Here is a 24,775-nt window from a genome sequence, read left to right as displayed (position 1 = left end):
GAGACGATAAAATGCCGCCAATACTAAATCACGGCACGAATGAAGGAGCGAACAATTCATGAATTTAAATAGTGGAAATACACCTTGGTCAAGCACTTTACAGAACCCTCCAACTTACCCCTCTCTAGAAGGTACTATTCATTGTGATTGCCTGGTTGTAGGCGCCGGAATGGGTGGGGCAATGGCCGCCTATCGCTTGTCCTTAATTGGAGCGGATGCTGTTCTGATCGAAAAAAGACGGGTCGGCAGCGGCAGCTCGCATGCTAACACTGGACTCCTGCAGATTTCCAACGATAAATCGTTAACCTCATGCATGAACACCTTTGGGCAAAAGAACGGTTTGCTCTTTTATCAGTTATGCCAGGCTGGGGTAAGGAACATTCTGGACCTGCCGGACAAGCTCGATATCGATCCGCAGATCATTCCTCGCAGCAGTCTTTTGTATGCCAGCACTCCTGCGGATGTACCTGCATTGCGGGAAGAATATGAGAATCTCGTGGCTAATGGCTTCGATTCTGAATTTTGGGAAGAGGATAAGATTGCAGCTCTGTACTCTTTTTCAAAACCAGCAGGACTTTATTCCCGTGGGGATGCCGAAGCGAATCCTTATCGAACGGTGCACAGCCTAATCGCCAAGGCAGCGTCGAATGGCGTCCGCGTCTTTGAACAGAGCGAAGCGAAACATTATGAGTTTACTGAGGATGGTGTGATTTGCCATACAGAAAGTGGCCGGATTATTGCCAAGGACGTTATTTTTGCAATGGGTTATGAAACACAGGAATTCAAAAAAGACCGGGGCGCTGAGCTGATCAACACGTATGCAGTGATGACCAAACCTCTAAAGGATTTTCCAAAGTGGCATGAGCGTAGCCTGCTGTGGGAGACAGCCCGCCCTTATTTATATTTTCGGACAACCCCTGAAGGCAGGATTATTGCAGGAGGTAAGGATGAGCAGCTGACAGACCCCGAACGTCGTGAGGTCCGAGTGATTTCTCAAGGTCAAAAATTGCTCGAAGAGCTTGAAGCCTTATTTCCAGAAATTAAAGGCATTGAGCTGGAGTACTCCTGGGGTGCTGTGTTCGGTTCTACTCGTGATGGGCTTCCATATATCGGCCCACATCCAAAGTTCCCTCACTGTTACTTCATCGAGGGCTACGGAGGCAATGGGACGGTGTACAGTATGATCGCTGCGGAGTTGTTAACGGATACGATTGCCGGCAAACATCGGCCTGAGTTAGATTTATTCTCACTCACCCGGTCAGCCAAACCCTCTCCTTCTAAGAGTTTGGACGTGATGAAACAGAACTGATTTTGTAGATAATAAAAACGGGGCTGGCCCTCGCAGCCGCTTCACTGCTTTTTGGACAACCCCGCTTTTTATTTTCCCTGCTTCAATCATAAATCCATCATCCCATGGAGCTTACGGACACAGTTGACGTTATTTACATGTTTTTAGCCTTTAATGCAAGGTTTCGGACTCCAGTGATGCTATCCTTGGAAAGAGGCCCATATATAGGCGTTTTTCAAGCCAATAGCTGCACTCGAGTCCGATAGCATTCCAAATATCGGATAATGGTGCGATTAAGGCCGGTTGTGTCCGTTAGCGGGTTACTATGCGCATCCGACAGTGATTACATATTCGCACGCTTCCGACAACGGTCAACGGTCAAGTAAGGTCCAAAAAAAGAAGGGGCACGCCCCAGCAGCTATTAGCTTATGGGACCGCCCCTTTTTTTATATACTTATTCTTACGCCTGAGCGTTGCTCAAATTGCGTACGAGCTGAATCCGATCTTCCTGTGCCAGACTGTGCTGAACATGGAAGCAGGAAGGACATACGTAAACATTGAGTGAGAATGGAGCGGTTAATACCGACTTACCTAGTGTAGCTGGAGCAGACGGCTCAAAGCCGCTCACAGGCTGCTTACCCGCAAGGATCGTAAGCTCATGGCATTGAGTACATTCCGGAGCTTCCTCCTGAATGGCCAGAATAGCTGAGACACTCTCTTCGTACTTGTTCAAGTCATAATCATCGCCGAATTGATTAAGCGTATTATAGATTGGAACTACGCTGTCTTTATCAGGCGCTCCCCAAAGATCATCGTCATTAACAACCTCTTGTTTGGGTTCCTCTACGACTTCCTCTACTTCTTCTTCTTCGATGCCGTCAATCCCAACAGTGACCGTACGGTATCCGCTAAGCTCATTGTTACAGTGAGGACAATTCTCCTCAGGTCCAAATTCCTCGTCCCATACAATTTCAGTATGACACCAAGGGCATACAGTTGTTTCCATCTTTATAATCTCCTTCATACTTTCACTTTTAAATTTAATTCATCATTAAATAAATAATACCGGCTGCTATAAAAGCAATCGCTGACAGAAACAGAACTCGGGTGAGAATCTTCATGATTTCCTCCTAAGATACCCCACAAAGAGTGGGACTGCTCAATTCAAAGCTTGTCCAGATCCATAATCCTTTGCAGGGTGTCCTTATAAGGACGGATTTAAAAAATAGCCGCACCTATTACATAAGACAACGATACCGAGATCAGCATGGCAATAAGTCCAACAGCACGGTTATCCGCAGCGATCTCCTCGTCAATAGAGAATACAGGGGTCAGAAATTCAAATAAAAAATAGGCAAGCAGCAGCAGCAAAAAACCGACGACGGACCACTTCATTGTCTCGTAAATTGAAACACCAGCTTCAATACTGAAACGCAGTACGTTGCAAATTCCGAAGATTTTACCGCCTGTCGCCATTGCCACTGCCAGGTTTCCCTTACGTATTTCTTCCCAGCAATTATATTTCGTTACCATTTCAAAAAAAGACAGAAATACAACCAGCCCAAGAATCGCCACTGCAAAGTAGCCAAGCAAGGCACCTAGCGGATGACCCAGCAAAAGATCAATATCTTCTTGCACGCTTTCCCCTTCTTTCTGCCGGGAAATCCCGCTATTGCAGCTCAGCCACAGTTACGCCCGCGCCGCCTTCGTTATAATTCCCGAGCCGATAACTCTTCACATGCTTGTGCTTACGCAAATATTCCTGAATTCCTGTACGCAGCACACCCGTTCCTTTACCATGAATGATGGCGATCTGACCCAGATTACCTAAAAAGGCTTCATCGATAAAACGATCTGTCTCCATGATAGCTTCCTCCAGGTTAGTCCCGCGCAAATCCAGTTCACTGCGAATGTTCTCATCACGGGAACGTTTGACGGTTGTCGCATGGCGAAGGGCCGTTGGCGCAGCTGTTGCCTTCGAGGAGAGCAATTCCAAATCATCCAGCCTTACCTTCATCTTCATAATGCCAAACTGCACCAGCGCCTCTTTAGTACCGCTTAGCTCCACCACAAAGCCCTTTTGGTTCAAGCTGTCGACTTTCACTTCATCTCCAGGACCAATTGTACGTGGAGCCTTGGTAGTCTTGCGGGTAACAGCCTTCTTGCGCGGTGATGGCTCAGCTTCATCCAGACGTCGCCGCGCTTCAATCAGCTTATGCTCTTTAACTGAAGCTCCTTCTTCCATAGCCAAGCGGCGCAAATCACTGATAATTCCCTCAGCTTCCTTACGTGCTTTGTCCAGGATCGCGCTGGCGTCCTTCTCAGCCTTCTCGAGGCGTTTCTCACGCTGGCTTTCCAGCTTCTCAAGCTCTTGCTGTTGTCTGCTGCGCAGCTCCTCCACTTCGCGGCGGATGCCCTCTGCACGTTCATGCTCCTGTTCCGCTCCCAGCCGATTCTCTTCGAGAGAAGCAATCATATGCTCCACGCGCAGATCTTCTTCCTTCACTTCGCCGCGGGCATGCTCCAGAATCGCATGAGGCAGGCCTAGACGCTCGGCAATCGCAAAGGCGTTGCTTCGTCCGGGTACGCCGATCAACAAGCGATAGGTTGGGCTAAGGGTCTGGACATCAAATTCCATACTGGCATTGATGACTCCCTTACGCTCATAAGCGTATGCTTTCAGTTCGCTATAATGTGTTGTTGCGACCATACGGCATTCGATCCGGTGAATATGCTCCAGAATGGCAATTGCCAGCGCAGAGCCTTCTGCCGGGTCGGTTCCAGCCCCCACCTCATCAAGCAGAATAAGGCTCTTAGGAGTCATTCTACGCAGAATGGAGATAATATTAGTCATATGACTAGAGAAGGTACTCAGACTTTGCTCAATGCTCTGTTCATCGCCAATATCAGCATAAATGGCATCAAACACACACATCTGGCTGCCTTCCTCTGCTGGAATAAACAAGCCGGACATCGACATTAAGCTCAACAAGCCGATGGTTTTGAGGGTAACGGTCTTACCACCGGTATTCGGTCCGGTTACGATAATTGAGCTGTATTGATTGCCCAGCTCCACGTCCAAAGGAACCACATGCTCCGATGGAATAAGCGGATGCCGCCCTTTGCGCAGCTTAAGATAACCGCGGTCATTCATACGCGGCTGAGTAGCCTTCATATCACGAGCAAGACGCGCCTTGGAGAAGATGAAGTCCAGTTCTCCCAGAATATCAATATCGTAGGTCATTTCTTCCGCAATGTCGGCTACAAGTGCCGTCAGCCTGTGTAAAATGATCTCGATTTCCCGTTCCTCACGCAGCCGTGTTTCACGAAGTTTATTATTCATCGCCACAATAGACTCTGGCTCGATAAATAAAGTCGCTCCTGATCCAGACTGATCATGTACGATACCACCGAAATGGGCACGGTACTCTGCTTTTACAGGAATAACAAACCGATCACCACGAATGGTCACCAGCTGATCCTGCAGCATTTTCGCTACAGAAGACGAACGAATCATCGAATCCAGCTTCTCACGAATTCTGGTCTCTCCTCCGCGCAATTCACGGCGAATGTTAGCCAGCTCAGAACTAGCTGTATCAAGTACATCAGCATTCTCGTCTATACATAAACGGATGGCATCTTCCACATGTTTTTGCTCCGATAAAACGTCGCTCAGTGAGAACAGGAGCTCAATCTTTTCTTCCTCATGCATAGCTGCCAGGAAACGTTTGACTCTGCGTGCGCCGCCAATGGTATTTCCAACGGCCAGCAGCTCAGTTGTTCCCAGCATTCCGCCTATAGAAGCACGTTTGAGTGCAGCTCGAATATCGTTTACCCCGCCGAACGAAGGAATGCCCTTCAGGCGATCCACATTAGCCGCTTCATCCGTGGCTTGAAGCAGCTTCTTCACACCTTCGAAATCGCCGGAGGGCCTTAGCTGCTCCGCAGCTAATCTTCCCATGGGGGTTTGCGTATATTGCATTAATTTATTTAAAATCTTGCGATATTCAAGCGTATGCAAAATTTTGTCGTCCAATTACAGTCACAGCTCCCTTCATAGATGTTTCCATTATACAGAATTCAGGTCAATTTCGCTATTTGGGTCTTATTTTTAAGCATAGAATCACGTAATAAGGTCACAATAAGAACTGCACATATCCTTAGCATGGGCCAAAGGAGGTTAGTACAGTGAATTTCTTAAGTCATGTTGGTCGTTTTGTGGTCGCAGCGCTTGTTCTGATGGTTGTTGGCTGGATTGTTCCACAGTTCACGGTTGGTGGGTTCTGGAGCGCTTTAATCCTTGCACTGGTGATTGCGCTACTCGGCTGGGTAGTCGAAGGAATCTTCGGCAAAAAAGCAACGCCTTTCGGTCGTGGTATCGTCGGATTTATTGTCAGTGCGGTAGTAATCTGGGTCGCTCAATTCGTAGTCAGCGGAGTCAGCGTATCCATTCTGGGTGCCATCTTAGCAGCTCTTGTCATTGGGATTATCGACCTGTTTCTGCCGGTATCCACTCCATTTGAGGCAGCTAAGTAACAAAAGCTCTTCACAACACAGAACCCCCTATTCCGGTTCTTCTCCGGCAATAAGGGGTTCTGTGTTGTTTTTATGCAAAAGACACAATCTCCTCTTTATGACTCTCCGCACAGTTGACCACTCTGTTCTTGCCTTGCTTTTTAGCGGTATAGAGCGCTTTGTCTGTTTTACGAAAGAGAAGCTCTTTTCCATCCCCAAGCTGATAATCACAAATTCCAATGCTCACGGTGATCGGCTTGTTACCAGCCTGCAAATGTTCAATTCGAGCAATATTTTTCCGTAATTTTTCTACTGCTTCATAGGACTCCGAGAAACTTTTATCTGTAAAAATCACAGCGAACTCTTCCCCGCCATACCTAGCCGCAAAATCATTTAACTCAATCATGCCGCCAACCTTGTCCGCTATCACCTTAAGTACAAGATCTCCAACCCTGTGTCCGTAGGTATCATTCACTTGCTTGAAGTTATCAATATCGAAAAGAGCCAGCTGTAGCTGAAGGTTGTTGCTTTCACATTGCTCCAATAATGAATCCAAATATTCATGGAAGGTTTTATGATTATAGAGTCCAGTGAGTGCGTCTATCTTCAGCAGCTTATCCGAAATAGCCCTCTCCACCATTAGATCTTGGCCCGCCTTGGTTAATCTTTCTAAATTAATACGCGCTTCACGAGCACGAATAATTACTGCAATAGCCATCAGTACAAATACCAAAAATACACACTCTACCATCAAGAATTCAAGCAGCGGTTTATGTAGGAATGGCCGTTCCAACCCAAAATATACCCCGGCATAAAACACAATACTAAATAACCCCATTATGTACAGGAGCTTACGATCAAAATAAATAAGAGCAACCATAATCGGCATCATAAGTGTCATCTGAGCACCGTCAACAAAAGGCTCTAATACAAAATACATAAGGTAAGACACTAAAAACCCGCAGCTAACCACCCCATATTTAGGGGACTGTTTACTATAACGCAGCCACAGCTCCGCAGTAATCATAAGGAACACAATTAGTAAATTACAGGCTATAAATAAATGCCATAGATTCGTATCCATGGCTGTTTTTATTTGGAGTCGGTCAATATTCGACAAAAACAGCAACTGTGAGATTAATAAAAGAATGACTACCATCCAATAGCCTTTTAAGATTCTACGGTGCCAAACCTCCGTACTTAGCGCATCATTAATACTTGTAATATGTATCCCCTACTTTTATCCGTTAATGTAATAGCTTTCATTATAATAAATTTTAGTTATATTTTCATCATTTTTTTGCAATTTACGACAAAGTTTGAACAGTCTGCCTGTTCACATATTTTTCACATTTCATCAAAGCGCTTACTTAAATTTTAAGTTATGATGTCTACATAATTGTCACATTTTCACTATGCTTGGACTTCTTGGGAGGGGATTTAGATTATTAAAAAATTTGCAATTCTACTTTCAATGGTGTTCGTTATAGCACTTACAGCCTGTGGGAACAACAATGATAGTGCTGCTGGCAATGCTAACACAGCGGAGCCGGAAATCGAGGCAGAAACAGAACTCATAATTACAGCTACAAATTACAGCTTTGATCAGGAAGAATATCATCTAAAAAAGGGTGTTCCCGTCAAAATCATTTTTAAAAATGATGACGGCAATCACGGTATCCTTATTCCAGAGTTCGAGCTGCAGCTTAATGAAAAAAAATCCTCAAAGGTGATCGTACCCGAGGAAGCTGGAACTTTCGAAATGACCTGCTCCATTATGTGTGGCTCCGGACATAGCGGAATGAGAGCTACAATCATCGTGGAATAGATTACACATAAACAGCCGATTATTAGGGATTCCCCTGAGATCGGCTGTTTTTTTAATTTGAGCTCATTAATAAAGAGAGCTGACCCGAAATAGATCTCTCTACTCATCAGGTCAGCTCTCTTACTTGCATCCGGCACTCAACTGTCTTGCTCGATCAGTTGAATCCATTCATTATATTCATTTTGTAGCTTGGCATATTCCTCTTTAAGGTTACGATGCTCATCTGTCAGCTTGTCAAACTCTTCCTGACGCATTTCAAACTGGAGCTGCAACAAACGAAGCTGTCCTTGAACCATTTCATAGCTTTCACCAACTTCACCTAGCTGCTGAAGCACTTCGCTACGTTCACGATCAATAGCTTCCTGCTTCATTTCAGCCTCACCGGCTTCCTGCTGCCAAATGTCGATCTCCTCACGCAGCTTCGCTTCGAGATCCGTCCACTGCAGCTGCTGATCGGATAGTTCCTCGTACTTATGCTTCCAGGAAGCTCCGTACGCCTCTGCTTCCTTCAGCACTTCCTGTTGCTCAGCAACAGTAGCAGCAGCTTCACGACTAGCTTCAGATAACTCTTCTAAGCGTCGTGTTGCCTCTTCGCCTTCTTCCTGCAACAGTTGATATCTTTCCTGCAGGCGTTCTCCTTCTTGCAGTACATCGTCGTATTGAGCAATCAATTCCTCATAACGAACACGAAGCGCAGACAATTCCCTCTGAGCCTGCACACCTTGCTCCCGAAGTACCGCTGTTTCGCGTTCTGCATCTGTACGAAGCTGAACCTCCTGATCCAGCTGCTGTACTAATCCATCGGCTTGCCCACGTAGCGTGTCGATCTCTTTCTGGAGCAACACGGATTTCTCCTCAGACTCCAGCAGATTCATTTCCAGTTCACCAATATCTTCCATGCGTTTATCCGAAAGCTCCTGCCAGTTAGCCGCCTCTGCTGCTGATCCCGCAAGCTCTTCCTGAACACGGTGCAGATTTTCACTCGTCTCCTGTAGTGACGCTCTTAGCTCTGTAGCTTCATTCTGTGACTGTTGATAACGCTGGCGTAACTCTTCCAGCTCCTCATTCAACAGTGTGCCCAGCTCAGTAGCCGTGCGCAGCTCTTCACTGAGCTGTTCTTCACGTTTAACAATCGCTTCATATTGTCCAAGAAGCGTCTGTCTTGCATCTCGCTCACTCTTAAGACTGGCTTCAGCCGCACGTAATCTGGACTGAAGTTGCCCTGTCCCACCACGAAGCTCAGCCAGCTGTTTTTCCAGCTCTTGAATATTTTGCTTATGTCTATGCTCTTGAGTGCCTTGTGACTGCCGCAGTTCCTTATTCTTGGTTTGTTCCCGCTGCAGTGCTTCACGTTCTTCCGCCAGCTCTTTGCTCAACTTCGCTTTGGTACTCTCAAGCTCTTTACCTAACGTCAACTTGGTATCCTCAAGCTCCTTACCCAGCGCCAATCTGGTATCTTCGAGTTCTTTACCTAATGTAGACTTGGTAACCTCAAGCTCTTCCTCCAGTGTTGACTTGGTCTCGGTCAGCTCAAGCTGCAGAGCAGACAGCGTGTCTGTCTTCTCCTTGGTCAGCGTCTCCCGGATGTTCTCCAGCTCTTGCAGATGAGCAGCCTTCTGCTCCTCCAGCTGCTGCAAGCGGATGGCTTCCGCCTTCGCCAGTTCCTGCCGCTGGTGTTCACGACTAGCTGCCTGCTCTTCTTCGTAGCTTGTCCGCAGTGCTTGCAGCTCTATCTCGCGCTCAAGCAATTCTTCTTCCAGCTTCTTACGTGCAGCTTCCACAGCTTGCACTGCCTCCTGAAGCTGTTCCGCATGTACCTTGCGTTCATTCTCCTGAATCTCCAAATGCCGCTTACGTTCTTCCTCCGCAGCAGCAATCAGTCGCCCAGCCTCTTCTTTGGCCGCAGCTTCAAGTCGCTCGAATTCTTCTTGCCGCTCCCGCTGTACCTCCAGCAGGCGAGATACTTCCAATCGCAGTTCACTGCGTTCACCTGTCATCATGTTTAGTTCATTTTTGAAGTCCTGAACCTGAATAGCCTGCTCCGCCATATGTACAGCTGCAAGCACCGCTATACGCGGTGTGTCCAGTCTGGTGTGAGATTTAGAAATCGTGCGCATATGTTCATCAACATAACGGGCCACTTGTTTCATATATTCAGTACTGCTTCCGACGAGTTTATAGGAAGTTCCGTATATCTCCACGGCGACACGTGTCCGGTCCATAGCCACAGTTGTGCCCTCCTTTGTATGTGTGCGGATTCTAAGCTAGTTTCACTTCTTCTATTGTAGCTTTTTTGGTAAGCATTTGGCAAAATCCCTAATATTCAATAGATTATGGCTGATATTCTCCGCTTTGCACTCTACCTAGAAAAAGCCGCAGCGAATCTCAGTTTCTAAATGGATTCGCTGCGGCTTTACACAATTCCTGCTACTTTCTTAATTCTGCACCAAAAGTTTGTTGAAGAGATGCTAATACCTTCTCATGCACCTCTCCTACTTCCTCATCAGTCAGTGTATGTTCACTATGACGATACAGCAGTGAGATCGCGATGCTCTTCTTTCCATTCTCCAGCTTACCACCAGTATAAACGTCAAATACCTGTACGGACTGGAGCAAAGAACCTCCGTTATCGCGGATGGAAGCTAGCAGATCGCCCGCTGGTACAGCGGAATCCACGACCACAGCAATATCCCGCTCCATTCCTGGGAAACGCGGAAGCTCATTATATTGCAAACGGCTTTGCGCACTTTCATATAACGGCTGCAATAAGATTTCCGCCGCATAAGTATCCACCAGATCCAGCTGTCTTTGCAGATCCGGATGAATCTGTCCCATCGTTCCGATCTTCACACGACCCTCGTTTCCGAGTAAATATACCGACGCGGAACGCCCAGGATGATATCCTTCTGGACTATCTCCTACATAGACGATTTTATCGGTCAGCCCTAAATGAGCAAATACCGTTTCCAGCGCGCCCTTCAAATCAAAGAAGTCCACAGGCTGTGCCGAAACATTCCATTGCTTCACTGTTAAGCTTCCGCTAAGCAGCAGCCCCAGCACCGGCAGTTCGCGTGGCTGACGAGTCAACTGTTCTTCATCCGTGAAGAAGACGTTGCCGATTTCAAACAATGCCAAGTCGCTTTGACGACGATTGGTATTGTAGCTGGCAATATCCAAGAGTTGTGGTAGAAGGCTGGTACGCAGTACGCTGCGTTCTTCACTCATCGGCATAGCCAGCTTCACCGCTACTGCTCCTTCTGATAACTCAGGGAACATTGTGCTTTGTTGCGGCTGGATGAAGGAGTAACCCATCACCTCTTGGTAACCGCCATGTGACAATAGGCGACGCAGTTCACGACGGAGCGCTTGCTTGTGAGTTAGTGCTCCTGGTGTTGTAATTCCTTCAATTAGAGTCGTTGGAATATTGTCATACCCGTACAGGCGGGCAATTTCTTCAATAAGATCAACATCATAGCTGATATCGCCTCGTCTGGTTGGGACTTGAACTTCAATCAGCCCTTGTGCGGTATCTCCACATTTGAAATGTAGACGGCCAAACAATGTCTTCACTTCCAACAAGGACAAATCCGTTCCCAGATAACGATTCAGTTTCTCTAAGGACAAGGTGAGAACCTTCTCTTGAACAGCGTCAGTTCCTGCTTGCACGATGCCTTCATGGACCGATCCGCCAGCATAACGTGCAATCAGTACGGCTGCACGGTTCAATGCAGGAATAACTGCACTTGGATCCACCTCCTTCTCGAAACGAAGGGAGGCTTCCGAGCGAAGTCCCAATTGACGCGAGGTTTTACGAATCGTTCCTCCATCAAACTTAGCAGATTCCAGAACAAGGTTTACCGTCTCAGCAGTAACCTCTGTATCCCGTCCACCCATTACTCCGGCCAGACCTACAGCTTTTACTCCATCAGCGATAACGAGCATTTGCGGCTCTAGCTTACGCTCTTGACCGTCAAGTGTAACCAAAACTTCACCTTCATGAGCAAGACGAACGCCGAGTTCTCCACCTTGTACTTTATCTGCATCAAAAGCATGCAGCGGCTGTCCATATTCCAGCATCACATAATTGGTAATGTCCACGATATTATTAATTGGACGAACCCCAGCAGCCATCAGACGATTCTGAATCCACAGCGGTGATGGTGCAGGTTTAACACCTGCAATATAACGAACTGCATAATGGCTGCAGTATTCTTCATCTTCAATCTTGACGGAAATGGAATCCGCAGCAGGACCACTGATCTCAATCATTTCGCTTTTTGGATCAGGTAATTTAACTTCACGCCCAAGAATTGCACTTACTTCATAAGCAGCACCAATCATGCTGAGGCAATCTGAACGGTTCGGAGTCAGATCGAATTCCAGAATCTCGTCATCTAAACCGAGGACCTTGGAAATATCCTGACCAATCTCTGTCCCTTCAGGCAGCACAAGAATACCTTCTTGTTGCTCTTTTGGAAGCAATTTATCATTCAGTCCCAATTCTTTGGCCGAGCAGATCATTCCTTGCGACAGGACACCGCGCAGCTTGGCTTTTTTGATATCCAGTCCTGGCAGCTTTGCGCCAACCATTGCTACAGGTACAGTTTGACCTGCAGCTACATTTTTTGCGCCGCAAACGATTTGTAGCTCCTCATCTTGGCCCACATCCACGATACATACGTTCAGCTTGTCTGCATCAGGATGTTTTTCCTTTGATTTTACATAGCCGGTTACGATGCCGGAAATGCCTTTATTGCGGCGCTCTACGCCGTCAATCTCAATGCCGGCAGCGGTAATCTTCTCCGCTAGCTGTTCGGCGGTTACTCCTTCAATCGATGTATAATCAGCCAACCATCCGGTTGATACTTTCATATCCGCTCACTTCCTTTATGTTTCAGATGTATTTATTTCACTGTCGTTCGCGCTGCTTCCTGTGGGAGAACGCTCCAAAGCCATTCTCCGCCACTATCAGCCAGCGCGCCCACAAAAACTAAACGCCCTTGAATTGCTTCACAAAACTCATGTCATTACTATAGAAATGTCGGATGTCATCGATGCCGTATTTAAGCATTGCAATCCGCTCTACACCCATTCCGAAAGCGAAGCCGCTGTACTCAGCAGGATCATAGCCACCCATTTTCAGTACATTTGGATGCACCATACCTGCGCCAAGGATTTCTAACCATCCGCTTTGCTTGCATAGTCTGCAGCCATCGCCGCCACATTTGAAGCAGCTTACATCTACTTCAACACTTGGCTCAGTGAATGGGAAAAAGCTCGGACGAAGACGAATGCCTGTATTCGGTCCAAACATCTCCTGCACAAATTGTTGCAGGGTGCCCTTCAGATCACTCATTCGAATGTTACTTCCAATGACCAAACCTTCGATTTGGTGGAACTGGAAGGAATGCGTTGCATCATCATCATCACGGCGGAATACTTTACCCGGGCAGATGATTTTTACCGGAGCTTCACCGTTCATAGCCTGCATAGTACGAATCTGTACCGGCGAGGTTTGTGTGCGCATTAACAGGTCATCCGTTAAATAGAAAGAATCCTGCATATCACGTGCCGGGTGATTCTTAGGCAGATTTAGAGCTTCAAAGTTATAATAATCGGTCTCTACTTCCGGGCCTTCAGCTACACGGTAGCCCATGCCGATAAAAATATCCTCAATCTCCTGTACGACTCTGCTAAGCGGGTGAATGCCCCCTTGCTGCATACGGCGACCCGGTAAGGTTACGTCTACTTTTTCAGCCTGCAGACGTTGCTGGGTTTCCTGCTCTTGAAAAGCCTCCTGCTTTGCGCCGATAATCTCCTCAATAGCACTGCGAACCTGATTCGCTACTTGCCCGATTACCGGACGTTCCTCAGCACTAAGTCCTCCCATACCGCGCAGAACCTCTGTAAGCTCACCTTTTTTACCGAGATACTTCACTCTTAGATCATTTAGTACCTGCGGATCCATAACCTCCTGCAGCTTAGCCAGCGCTTCAACCTTCAATGCTTCCAACTTCTCTTTCATGGCCGTGTACAGCCCCCTTCAATCATTGTCTAGTTCAACAAAAAAAGGCCTTTCCTCCCGGTAAGGGACGAAAAGACCGTGGTACCACCCTTGTTAGACAAGCTGATCTGTTCCCCTTAAGAGCTTCATTCCCTCTTTTGGCTGGACAGATACCTATCTCACTTTATACAGAAATAACGGTCTGTGACCGGTATCCCCTACCCTTCCCTATTAGACAGCTTAAGGAATTCAGGGAACTGCTCCGGAGTGAACTTCGACAGCTCTGCTTCTTAGAAACGCTCTCAATCCGCGGCGTCTCCTCCCTGTAAGTCAGGCACTGTGTACTCTTCTCCATCACTGCATTTCACAATTCATGCTAATTGTCAGGTATCTCTTTACTACAAGAGATATGTCTCTTTATTATATGCAAAATCTGTCGTTTTGACAAGCTGGACAAAATTAGGCTAATTTTTATCTTCTTTTAAGCTGGCTTTAAGCTTCAGAGCCATTTTCCCAACTTTTCTTCAGCTAACATTCAGCGGAGCTTGATAATTTCCATTACTAGGAAGGCTTGCTTATCCACTCGGGTGCACCTTCGCAGACTATTAACTATCCTATTGGGAGGAAATCAAATGCATGTACGGAGAATAAAAGTAGCCGCGGTGCTGCTAAGCACAGCTGTGCTTAGCCAATCTGCAGCGTATGGAGCTCATGCCGCTTCGGCCGGGACTACATCCACCAAAATAGCAACAACAGCTTCCGTATCCGCTCTGGATAAACTAGGCTCCATAGCCTTGAAGACTAACATCAGCGCAAAGCTGACGGATGTCAGCTTATTAACTCAGGATGGCGGAAATATTCTTACATACACACTCAGCTACTCTAATGGAAGCAACGCTAGCCTCAATCTGGTGGACTTTTTCTCCAAAGTAACTACTAGCGGCGGTACAGTTATTCAAGGAAGCTCTATTACCAGCAGTGCAACCATCAAATCTATTGCCGCGAAAAGCAGTCAATCTATCACCTACTATGTAAACATCGGCAAATCCACCTCTTTAAACGGGGTCAAAATTTCATTGTACGGATGGGACTTCAACACCACCGATTATCAAAAAAAGCTAGGGAACTTCACCGTACCAACAGGATATTCACAAGCTGTCGCCAGAGGGCAGAGTAAAAAGATCACCCTAAACAATCTCCCTGTAACCACCAAGGCAGAGAGCCTGCAAATTTATAAATATAACGGTAAGGTCTATGCCAAGGTTGGCGTTAGCTTCACTAATCAAGGAACCAAGGTACTCAGTGATACTGGACTTAAAGGATACCTCGCTTCCGCTGGAGGATCTGTATTTGAACTCGCACTTGATGACACCAGCACCAGCTATAAAGTACAGCCTCAGGAAAAGAAGACGATCTACTATTTGACGGAAATCCCTTCTTATATGAAGACAGACAACATGGCGCTGCAATTTGCCGGAGAAGATGCCTCATTAAAAATAGCGTTGCCGGTTGTCGCCTACAATCTCCCCGCTGCAACAACACCGGATCTTGTCGTAGCCAGCAATGTCACGAAGAAGCTTACAATCAGCAATAATACAGTCGAAACACAGCTGAAAACGGCTAACGTCTATGCTGACAATGGCAACGCAAAGTGGACACTACAGTTCCGCATCAAAAATAGCGGCAACAAAGCAGTGAATGTGCCTGCCTATGAACTTGCTATTAAAGCCGCTGAAGGGTATAGCTTTCCGGTAGATACGAAGGATTTTGCCAGCCTAACATTGAAACCGCTTGAAGAAAAGATTATTGAACTCAGCGCAGATGTACCACTCACACTCAATCAAGGAACATTGCAGCTGCAAATGACTGAGCCGGCTGCTGAGGGCAAGATCATTTTTCCTACCGCCTATTATCAGATCCCTTACACGCTGCAAACTAACAATTGGCAGGACACGGAATACCCCATTGAGAACAGTCACGGTACATTTGTTGTCAAAATTGCAAACATTCAAAGACTCCCTTGGTCTGACAAAGACCAGATCGTGGCTAAAATCAACATTCGCAACACTAAATCAACCTCTGTTCAGCTTCCTGCGCTTACAAGTGTCGTCAAAGCTGGAGAAAGTGACATCAGCAGCACTTCCCAGGTTGTCTCAGAAAGTACGCAAACCATCCTCGGTCCAAATGAATCGGCTGCTGTGTATGTCGTAGCCAATGTTCCTTATAGCTATACTTTCAATCAATTAAAAATCACCCTGCAAGAAACTTCAGGTGAAAGTAAGCTTAACTTCCTTTCTCTAAGTACTACCCAACTGGACAGCCGGGTACAGAGTGTTGCAGCTGAAAATTCTTTCCATCTTGAGCTTGAAGGTAAAAAAGCGGAATTACTTGTACGCCGGAACCTCGTGTACCCAGGTACAGATTCAAATCTCTTGTACACAGAACTAGAAATGAACAGTGAGGAATCGCGTAAATCCGAACAGGCTCAACTCGTAGCCTATTACAAAACACAAGACAATCAATATTATGAAGCCGAAGTCACCCAGTCCAAAACCTCCACCAGTCCTAACGGAAAAAGTCTGGTCACCCTCTGGAGTAAGCTCCCTCTCGGTATAGATCCAGCGAACCTTGTCCTTTACATCGGGGAGGGTGTTTCTGAAGGCAAGCTTACCGCTCCTGACGGTCAATCGACGGGTTACATCAATACGGTATCGCTTGGACTGAACCAGTTGGGGGTGGAGCCCAAAGGCAATCTTTTGAACGTGGAAATGTTTCCTTATACCCTATCCGTTACAAATGCAGTCGCCACCGTCACCGCTGGTAAAGATACGCTCAGCACTGTCCTAACCTACAACATGTCAGCCAGCACGCTTTATGAATCAGGCACCTATGAGCACAAACTGGTGTTGGAGCTGATTGACCCCTTAGGACAAAGCATGGAAAAAACATTAACGCTTGGCACAGATCTACAATTAGGTACCTTCAAGTCGTACACCACAACCTTCACAAGCAGCCTGTACAAACCACTGGGTGGCGGCGCAATCCGGTTGAATCTATACGACGAATTCCAAGGCCATCGAAATCTGCTGGGAACACAAACCTATGTTGTCACTTATCAGGCGGCATCAACGACTTCGAACAGCAACTCTACTTCTGGCACAGAACCAGACACCAGCAATACATCGGGCAATTAATATGATGAGCTATGGAGGATAGAAATGAAGAAGAAAAAAATAGTGTTCTGGACTCTTGGAGTTGTAGTTGTAGCCACAGCAGGAATGCTGGTTTATACATTGTTACCTGATAAGAACAGTCAAGCCGCTGAAGTGCCTGTTAACACAGCTACCGTTACAAAGGGCGATATCGTAGTTAGTGTATCCGGAGCCGGCTCCGTGATTGCTACAGAAACTGGTAAAGTAAAAACGAAGGACAGCGGGACCGCAGCTGAGGTTCTTGTCAAAGAGGGCGATCTCGTGAAAAAAGGCCAGACTTTGATTACCTTTGAAGGCAATGATCTGAGTGACAATCTTAAGCAGGAGCAAACTTCACTTGCCTCGCTTGAGACCGATCTTGAGGACAAGCAGGAGCAATATAAGAAGCTGGCCGTGGCAGGTGCATCAGAAGATGAGCTAGGCAATGCCAAACGTTCGATTGAAAAGGCCAAAACCGACATTTCGGCGCAACAGGAAAAAATAGCTTCTGTCCAAGAAGATATGCTTCCTCCTGATCCGTTAACGGCTCCTATTGATGGAACTGTAACGACAGTTAATATTGCAAGCGGCGAAAAAGCCATGGACGGCTCTGAACTCATCGACATTACCGATTATGCTAATTTAAGTGTAGTTGTGCAGGTGGATGAGCTTGATATTCCTACTGTAAAGCTAGGGATGCCTGCCACTATTTCATTGGATGCTCTGCCTGATACGGAATTCAAGGGAACGGTTACGAAAATAGCTAATGAGGGCACCGCCTCAAACGGTGTTTCCCTCTTCGATGTTACCATAGGTCTAACAAGCTCCGAAGGTGCTCTTGTTGGAATGTCTGCGGAAGTTTCAGTAACCACTGCTGAGAAAAAGGATGTATTAACAGTACCTATTGAAGCTGTACAAGAAAGAAACGGAAAATACACAGTTTCTATTCCTCTAGCAGCGGGTTCAGTCACAACTTCCAAAACTGCTGGCGAGGGCCAAGCACCAATGCCTAGCGGTGCCCCTGACGCCCGCGGCGGCGCTATGCCCAGCGGGGCTCCTGACGCCCGCGACGGCGCTATGCCCAGCGGGGCTCCTGACGCTCGCGGCGGCGCTATGCCCAGCGGGGCTCCTGATGCTCGCGGCGGCGCTATGCCCAGCGGGGCTCCTGACGCTCGCAGCGGCGCTGCCGGTGGAAGAAATCGCGGCAATAGCTCAGGACAGATGGTCACTGTCGAAGTGGGTCTCCATGATGAGAGCAGCATTGAAATTGTCAGCGGACTCCATGAAGGGGACCAGGTGATCATCCCTACCGTAATCTCTACGAAAACCGGAACAACCAGCACGGAAACGGAAACTAGAGGTGGTATGGGCAGTATGGGTGGCGCTGGCTTCGGCGGCAGTGGCTTTAGTGGGGGTGGCGGCTTCACCGGAGGTGGCGCTGGTGGTATGGGCAGCGCACCAGGTGGTGGCGGAGGTGGCGGCAGATGAGTGCTTCAGCACCTCTGATCGAAGTTCACGACATGTCCCACGGCTACACAATGGCCGGAGAAACCATGACGGTCTTAAATAGCCTTTCCTTTACAATTGATCTGGGGGAGTTCGTAGCTATTATTGGTCCCTCCGGTTCTGGTAAATCAACACTCATGAATATGCTTGGTTGCCTCGATATCTCTGATGAAGGAAGTTATCTTCTAGATGGACAAGAGGTTCGCAAGTTATCCGACAATAAGCTCGCAACGATCCGCAATGAGAAGATCGGCTTTATCTTTCAAAATTTCAACCTGCTCCCCAAGCTGTCAGCCATTGAAAATGTGGAGCTGCCATTGATTTATCGTGGCCTCCCCCATCGGGAAAGAAGACAACTAGCACAGGAAGCACTCATTAAAGTAGGGCTGGAGGATCGGATGCATCACCGCCCTTCTGAGCTTTCGGGAGGACAGCAACAGCGGGTAGCGATTGCCCGGGCTATGGCGGGATCTCCCCCTATTCTACTCGCCGATGAACCAACCGGGGCACTGGATACACGGACGGGGCAGGAAGTCATGCAAATGATACGTGAGTTAAATAAGCAAGGACATACCATCATCCTTATCACACATGATCTGGAAATAGCTAAACAAGCGGAGCGGATTATTCGTATTCAGGATGGCAACCTCGTGGAAGATCGGAGGAATGCGGGGTGAAATTGTACCAAAGCATGCGAATGGCCTTGAAGAGCATCAACAGCAGTAAGGTTAGAGCTTTTTTAACGATGCTTGGGATAATTATTGGAGTCTCTTCGGTCATCATTCTTGTTTCTGTTGGGCAAGGAACTACTTCACAGATCACAGAGCAGCTAAACGGACTAGGCACAAACCAACTCACTGTAAACATTACTGGCCGTGGGGCGACTACCTCTCTCACCTATGCGGAAGCCCTTGCTCTAGGGGATATAGAGGGTATAGCAAATGTAGCTCCTGTGATCAGCGGCAATGCTACAGCCAAGAATAAAACAGACAACGTTAGTGTAACTGTAGAAGGAATCACCCCCTCTTATGAGGAGGTAAAGGATTTTCATGTACAGGCAGGCCGCTTCTTGCTTGACATTGATAACGAATACCGGCAAAAGGTAGCGTTGATCGGTTCAGGTACGGCCGAAGATTTATTCGGTACAGACAATCCTGTAGGGCAGAAGGTCCAGTTAAACGGAATTAGCTATAAAATCGTTGGGCTTTTAGAAACAAAAGGCTCCAGTCTAAGTGGTTCCAACGACGATATCATACTCATTCCTATAAGCGCGGCAGAACGCCAATTAAAAAGTAAAGGCGTCCGTTCCATCACCATTAAGACAACTTCAGCAGATACTGTAGCAGCTGCAAAAGAAAAACTGGAAAGTACGCTTGATGCTAAATTCAATTATGCGGATAATGCTTTTAGTGTGTTTGATTCTCAGGAAATGCTGGAAACTGTCAATTCCACAACAGATACACTTTCCATGGCGCTTGCAGGCATAGCAGGCATCTCACTTTTTGTCGGCGGCATCGGAATCATGAACATCATGATCGTATCTGTCAATGAAAGAACACGTGAGATTGGTATCCGTAAAGCAATTGGTGCCAAAAAATTCGATATCCTCGCTCAATTCATGATTGAATCCATCGTGCTCAGCGGTTTGGGTGGGGTGCTTGGGGTCGGCATTGGTATCGCGGGCAGTTGGCTGCTGGGTAAATACTCTGCACTTACAGTTTCCATTGCTTGGGATATGGTACTGATTTCTTTTATTTTCTCCTTACTCATCGGCGTGATTTTTGGAATGATGCCTGCGAACAAAGCCGCACGACTTCGCCCCATTCACGCACTGCGTAACGAATAATGAATGATTAGCTGTCCTATAGTCATTAAGATGACTAAGGGCAGTTTTTTTCAGCAGCTGTAAAAGGTATCATTTATGCTCGAGTTGGGTAATAGGAACCATCGGTTTGAATATAGATAATTCAATAGGCCCATACACTAAACTTTAAATTTTGTCATTTTGATTATTATCTGAGTAAAGATTGCTCTATAAGCAGCACGTCCTATATACTTGATATACTAGAAACTACCATTTACTCACACGTACACTTTCCTATGTTTTCCCACTATGTATACAACACCTCTTTTATCCCAAAAGCACCTTCAAACATCAGTGAATGTATTAAATTACGCCTGACCATAGATTGCGTTCTGCAGGTTCTACTTAAGCAGCAATAGATTTTCTTAATCATCTTATACAGGGAGAAGATGACTGTGGCAGGATTCTTTGAGTTCAAGGTAACACGCAAACTATTCTATGTCTTCGCTGCAATCTCCGTCCTTCTGGTTGGGATCAGCGTCGCCTCGCTACTCTATTTAAATTACACGATTAATAGATTGTCAGATTCTCTTTATGATGATATATATCAGAACTCTAAGCTCATACTGAGCGCGGATCGTGATCTGCATCAAGCCGCTGTAGCCTTGCAAATCGCAATGGGTCCAAACCTAACAGCCGCAGAAGGTGAACAGTTCACTAAGGAGTTTATAGATAATAATCTTCAAGCGGAGGAACGAATAAGTGTAGCAAGATCAAATATCAACGCTATAAAAAACCCTTACAGTGATATGAAACAAAGTGGAATTATCCTTTCCGAATTAAAAAACGAGCTCAGCTCCTTCGAAACTACCATTATCAAATGGAAAAATTCAGGGTATACGCTAATAACAGAACGGACGAAGAGCAGCTGGAACCCAGATTCATATTCTGCGCTCACCCTAAACTCGCAATTCAATGAAGCTAGGACACATCTCGATCAAGCAGAGGACTTGATTGGCAACTACGCCTTGCAAGTAACGGATGGATTTGGAGATAAAAAAAGCGCTTTGTTCTCTCTTTATTCACTCCTCTTATTTGTGTTTCTCCTAGTTATTATTTACCTTGGACGCAAAATCATCTGGCTCCAGAATGAAATGCTGGAAGAACAAACACTTTATCAGCTTATCGGTGAAACCATGTCTGATTTCATTATTTTGACGGATCCCAACGGGTTGATTCTATATGCTTCTCCCTCACACTCCAGTATTCTAGGCTATGTGCCTAAAAAAGGAGATCCGTTATCCAACTACATACGTGAACCGGAAATTGCCTGGGCTAAATTAAAAAGTGTTGTTCAGGGAACTCCGCGTATTTCTGAACTGCGCATGCGCGGAGCAGAAGGTCAGTGGGTATGGCTTGAAACTAAGGTGTCACCTGTTCTCGGCAGCCGTAAATTCCCAGCACAATTTATGCTGTTATCTCGGGAAATTACCCAGCGAAAACAATACGAAGAACGACTACATAAGCTAGCCTTCTATGACCATTTAACAGCGATTCCCAACAGGGCTCATTTCAAAATGTATATGGAGAACCTTATCACCCAACCCGAAGGACGGAGGCAAAATATTGCGCTTGCCCTGCTGGACTGTGATAGATTCAAGCAGCTAAATGATACCTTAGGCCATCTGGCTGGAGACGAATTTCTTCAGCTGCTCTCCCGTGAACTTCAGCATACGGTTAAAGGAATAGGTCAGGCCTTCCGGATCGGCGGAGATGAGTTCGCAGTTGTACTGCATCGATTCACTTCTCCAGAGATGCTTGATGAAACACTGCAGCGGTTACTTAAACTGTTCAACAAGTCTTGGTCTGTTGATAACGGGTCCAGCTTCCACACCTCCGCGAGTATCGGAGTCGCTTTATTTCCTGAACACGGAAGCAGTATTAATGAACTGCTGCGTGCCGCCGATTTGGCGATGTATCGCTCCAAAGACCATGGTGGCAATAAAGCCCATCTCTACTACGAGCTTGTGGACGAAGGTTTAGCTAACCAGACCATTGTAAAACCATAAGAGCAAATAAAAAGCTGTCTCAGGAAAAATCAACCCTGAAACAGCTTTTTTTGTATGGCCTCTAACTGCTTAACCGAAGATGATCTTCTGAAATTTCGTCAATCTCCTGATCACGATCCCGAACTAAGACCTTGGTTAACTCTCCATTCGTAGAACAATCAATGAAACGGTCTCCGTCCCCATCTTTTTCTTCCCAATCATTAAGCCGCAAAATATATCCGATAGTTTGGGTATCTGGCAGCACTTCGATACGGGCTACTGCACGCCCGTTCTCCATATAACGGAAATCGCATTGTCCATCCTGGATTCCTGTATCCCAAACCCAAAGATTCCAGCCTTGGTAATTCTGATCTGGGCGTTCATAGTGTATTTCGATAATTTTAGAGCGTGGGGCTGGCTCACCACATTCATCATAAAGGACCATCATCGACAACCCTTCCACCTCTACCTCATTGCCTTCGATTCTGCGGATGGCTTCTATCCCGGCACGGGTATGGTCTACTACTACGTTCCAACTATCAGCAACCTCAGGAAGTGATACCGACATCCGGTCATTATTAGCATTGAAGACAACGGTAATATTGTTCCAGAGATCGCCTCCTGCATGGCTTCTAATCAGATACGATACTATTCCGCCATCACAACGCAGAAATTCTAAGGAGCGTTCAATTTCCTGGCGGCCATGCAGACGAAATGCCGGATGTGTACGCCGCAGCTCGATCAGGCCTTTATAATATTGAAATACGGGCTTAAATGCACTTTTCATATTCCAGCGGATCGAGTTGACCGCATCACCGCTGCGGTAGCTGTTATGATCTCCAAATTTACTGCGCAGGAGCTCATCCCCAGCATGCAGGAAAGGAATCCCCTGCGAGGTCAGAATCATTCCGTTAGCAAGCAAGGATCGACGTACAGTTTCATTACCGAGAATATTCTCCTGATCTACATTCACGTATGGATTGGCAAGGGCCACTGCCTCTTCCAGATCTTCGTTATTCATGTTAGCGATTACCGGAAAATCAGCTTCCTGACTCCCTCCTTGAACGATAAGCATCTTATCCCATAAATTCAAATTATCATGGGCAGTTACATAGTTCACCGATTCCACAGGCGAGTCCGTAAACTCATGAATTGCTCCTTTAATTCCGGCTGCAATAGCACCTTCTTTGCCGTATTCGCCTGTCACGAACCCTCTTCCGAAGCCATCACTATCCCCTTTGATTGCTGAACGGAAGTTATCGTTGAAGACAGCATAGCCCTTGCCCCGTTGTACACCTTTTAGCGTTTTAGTGGCCAGCGGAGAATCTCCACCCGTCCAAGGTTCACCGTAAAGCAACAGATTCGGATTCACTTCTAGCCGAAGCTCTTCGGTAATCTCCCGCATGGTAACACTGTCCATCAGTCCCATTAGATCAAACCGGAAACCATCCATATGATATTCCGAAGCCCAATAAGATAAGGAGTCCTTAATAAATTTACGGACCATCGGACGTTCTGTAGCCAGCTCATTGCCAACCCCGGAGCCATTCGACAAACGTCCCGTAAAATCGCGGCGATAGAAATAATCTGGGACAAGCGGTTCAAAGGGGCCATTCTCCACAGCATACGTATGGTTGTAAACGACATCCATAATTACCGCGATCCCGCGGCTGTGTAAGGCCTGCACCATCTCTTTAAATTCACGAATCCGCAAGCCAGGATTGGCAGGATCGGTGCTGTAAGATCCTTCAGGTACATTATAATGCTGGGGATCATACCCCCAATTGTAGTCCACATTAGCTATGGAGGAACCCCGATTGACCACCTTCAGCTCATCCACGGTCTGAAAATCAAATACCGGCATCAGATGTACATGGGTAATCCCTAATTCAGCCAGATGATCAATCCCCACTGTATTTCCTGCCGAATCCTTTAATCCAAATTCGGTAAATGCTTTGAATTTACCCTTATAATGCATACCTGAGCTCTCATGTGAGGAGAAGTCACGAACATGCAGTTCATAAATCACTGCGTCGGCAGGATGCTGTAACGGAGGCGCTACATCCTGATCCCAATGTTCTGGATTCGTATCCTGCAAATTAACGATTGCTGATCTTAAACCATTTGCAGATACCGCTGTTGCATAAGGATCTACTGCTTCCGTCACATTGCCATCTGCAAAAACAGCACGGTACATATAATATTTCCCTTTTAGATCACCTGATAACTTGGTCTGCCAGACTCCACCATTACTACGCTGCATATATACAATACGACCATTGTCCATAGCACTCTTTGGTGACTCAGTATTCAGTTGATGCCCACCTGTTTCGTACAGTACAAGGGACACAGCAAGTGCCGTAGGTGCCCAGACTTTAAATACACTGTACTCCGTTGAATACGTCAAGCCTAAATCCTTGCCCTCGTAGACTTCCATCATCAATTCTGCATTTATATAATTTTTACTCATGAATTAACACCATCCTATGGCTCCCCACCTAACCTGTGGGGTTGCTTATAAGTCCATATATTACCAATTCATTTCATATTAATACTTGCACAGCGCTGCAAGTCGGCAAATGGAGTATAAA

At 46.5% G+C, this 24,775-nt stretch carries 16 protein-coding genes and 1 other annotated feature; of the genes, 8 read left to right on the top strand and 8 right to left on the bottom strand.

Features of this window, described 5'->3' with window-relative positions; translation table 11 throughout:
* The first annotated feature begins 58 nt into the window (after positions 1-58).
* Positions 59-1,309, top strand: coding sequence for an FAD-dependent oxidoreductase (locus NST40_RS08175; protein ID WP_076277655.1), 1,251 nt, complete (start codon positions 59-61; stop codon positions 1,307-1,309).
* Between the two features lie 439 nt (positions 1,310-1,748).
* Here the strand turns inward: NST40_RS08175 and NST40_RS08170 are convergent, their stop codons facing one another.
* From NST40_RS08170 to NST40_RS08160, 3 genes are all read right to left on the bottom strand, one after another.
* A complete protein-coding gene (locus NST40_RS08170; protein WP_081387621.1) occupies positions 1,749-2,294 on the bottom strand; it encodes a hypothetical protein in 546 nt (181 codons plus the stop codon).
* A 212-nt stretch (positions 2,295-2,506) separates the two neighbouring features.
* Positions 2,507-2,926 (bottom strand): DUF350 domain-containing protein, encoded by a 420-nt coding sequence (locus tag NST40_RS08165; RefSeq protein ID WP_036683543.1) that lies wholly within the window; start codon positions 2,924-2,926, stop codon positions 2,507-2,509.
* Positions 2,927-2,957: 31 nt separating this feature from the next.
* Positions 2,958-5,324 carry an endonuclease MutS2 gene (locus tag NST40_RS08160; RefSeq protein WP_076277654.1) on the bottom strand — a complete coding sequence of 789 codons (2,367 nt, stop codon included), beginning with the start codon at positions 5,322-5,324 and terminating at the stop codon, positions 2,958-2,960.
* A 152-nt stretch (positions 5,325-5,476) separates the two neighbouring features.
* Between NST40_RS08160 and NST40_RS08155 the strand changes: the two genes are divergently transcribed.
* Entirely contained in the window at positions 5,477-5,824 is a 348-nt protein-coding gene (locus NST40_RS08155; protein ID WP_036683548.1) for a phage holin family protein, read from the top strand.
* A gap of 70 nt (positions 5,825-5,894) precedes the next feature.
* On the opposite strand, the gene NST40_RS08150 is transcribed toward NST40_RS08155, so the two are convergent.
* Positions 5,895-6,962 (bottom strand): GGDEF domain-containing protein, encoded by a 1,068-nt coding sequence (locus tag NST40_RS08150; protein ID WP_076220126.1) that lies wholly within the window; start codon positions 6,960-6,962, stop codon positions 5,895-5,897.
* Between the two features lie 315 nt (positions 6,963-7,277).
* Between NST40_RS08150 and NST40_RS08145 the strand changes: the two genes are divergently transcribed.
* Positions 7,278-7,631 carry a cupredoxin domain-containing protein gene (locus tag NST40_RS08145; protein ID WP_256719075.1) on the top strand — a complete coding sequence of 118 codons (354 nt, stop codon included), beginning with the start codon at positions 7,278-7,280 and terminating at the stop codon, positions 7,629-7,631.
* Positions 7,632-7,768: 137 nt separating this feature from the next.
* Here NST40_RS08145 and NST40_RS08140 read toward each other — a convergent pair whose 3' ends face one another.
* The 3 genes from NST40_RS08140 to pheS form a co-directional block, all read right to left on the bottom strand.
* Positions 7,769-9,859, bottom strand: coding sequence for a hypothetical protein (locus NST40_RS08140; protein WP_076277653.1), 2,091 nt, complete (start codon positions 9,857-9,859; stop codon positions 7,769-7,771).
* A 199-nt stretch (positions 9,860-10,058) separates the two neighbouring features.
* Complete coding sequence (gene pheT / locus NST40_RS08135; protein ID WP_076126389.1) at positions 10,059-12,503, bottom strand: phenylalanine--tRNA ligase subunit beta; 2,445 nt, start codon at positions 12,501-12,503, stop codon at positions 10,059-10,061.
* Positions 12,504-12,621: 118 nt separating this feature from the next.
* Positions 12,622-13,656 (bottom strand): phenylalanine--tRNA ligase subunit alpha, encoded by a 1,035-nt coding sequence (pheS, locus tag NST40_RS08130; RefSeq protein WP_076126387.1) that lies wholly within the window; start codon positions 13,654-13,656, stop codon positions 12,622-12,624.
* A gap of 60 nt (positions 13,657-13,716) precedes the next feature.
* Positions 13,717-14,002 (bottom strand) — a binding site (T-box leader).
* 265 nt (positions 14,003-14,267) lie between these two features.
* On the opposite strand from pheS, the gene NST40_RS08125 reads away from it, so the two are divergent.
* The 5 genes from NST40_RS08125 to NST40_RS08105 all read left to right on the top strand — a co-directional run bounded on the left by NST40_RS08125 (position 14,268) and on the right by NST40_RS08105 (position 22,205).
* Positions 14,268-16,829 carry a hypothetical protein gene (locus NST40_RS08125; protein WP_342410587.1) on the top strand — a complete coding sequence of 854 codons (2,562 nt, stop codon included), beginning with the start codon at positions 14,268-14,270 and terminating at the stop codon, positions 16,827-16,829.
* 24 nt (positions 16,830-16,853) lie between these two features.
* The gene (locus NST40_RS08120) at positions 16,854-18,314 is read left to right on the top strand and encodes an efflux RND transporter periplasmic adaptor subunit (protein ID WP_342410586.1); all 1,461 of its coding nucleotides are present in this window, start codon (positions 16,854-16,856) and stop codon (positions 18,312-18,314) included.
* Positions 18,311-19,009: an ABC transporter ATP-binding protein gene (locus NST40_RS08115; RefSeq protein WP_076135911.1), complete on the top strand. Its 699-nt coding sequence runs from the start codon at positions 18,311-18,313 to the stop codon at positions 19,007-19,009. The genes NST40_RS08120 and NST40_RS08115 overlap by 4 nt, the downstream gene beginning before the upstream one ends.
* The gene (locus tag NST40_RS08110) at positions 19,006-20,178 is read left to right on the top strand and encodes an ABC transporter permease (RefSeq protein WP_143761960.1); all 1,173 of its coding nucleotides are present in this window, start codon (positions 19,006-19,008) and stop codon (positions 20,176-20,178) included. The genes NST40_RS08115 and NST40_RS08110 overlap by 4 nt, the downstream gene beginning before the upstream one ends.
* Positions 20,179-20,591: 413 nt before the next feature.
* Positions 20,592-22,205, top strand: a complete 1,614-nt coding sequence (locus NST40_RS08105; RefSeq protein WP_076277649.1) for a sensor domain-containing diguanylate cyclase — start codon at positions 20,592-20,594, stop codon at positions 22,203-22,205.
* Between the two features lie 61 nt (positions 22,206-22,266).
* On the opposite strand, the gene pulA is transcribed toward NST40_RS08105, so the two are convergent.
* The gene (gene pulA / locus NST40_RS08100; protein WP_341001588.1) at positions 22,267-24,654 is read right to left on the bottom strand and encodes a type I pullulanase; all 2,388 of its coding nucleotides are present in this window, start codon (positions 24,652-24,654) and stop codon (positions 22,267-22,269) included.
* Positions 24,655-24,775: the final 121 nt, after the last annotated feature.

This window comes from Paenibacillus sp. FSL R10-2778, assembly GCF_038593035.1.
GTDB classification, from domain to species: domain Bacteria; phylum Bacillota; class Bacilli; order Paenibacillales; family Paenibacillaceae; genus Paenibacillus_AQ; species Paenibacillus_AQ odorifer.
The sequence above is the reverse complement of the archived record's forward strand: the minus strand, read 5'-3'. Positions and strand labels throughout refer to the sequence as shown.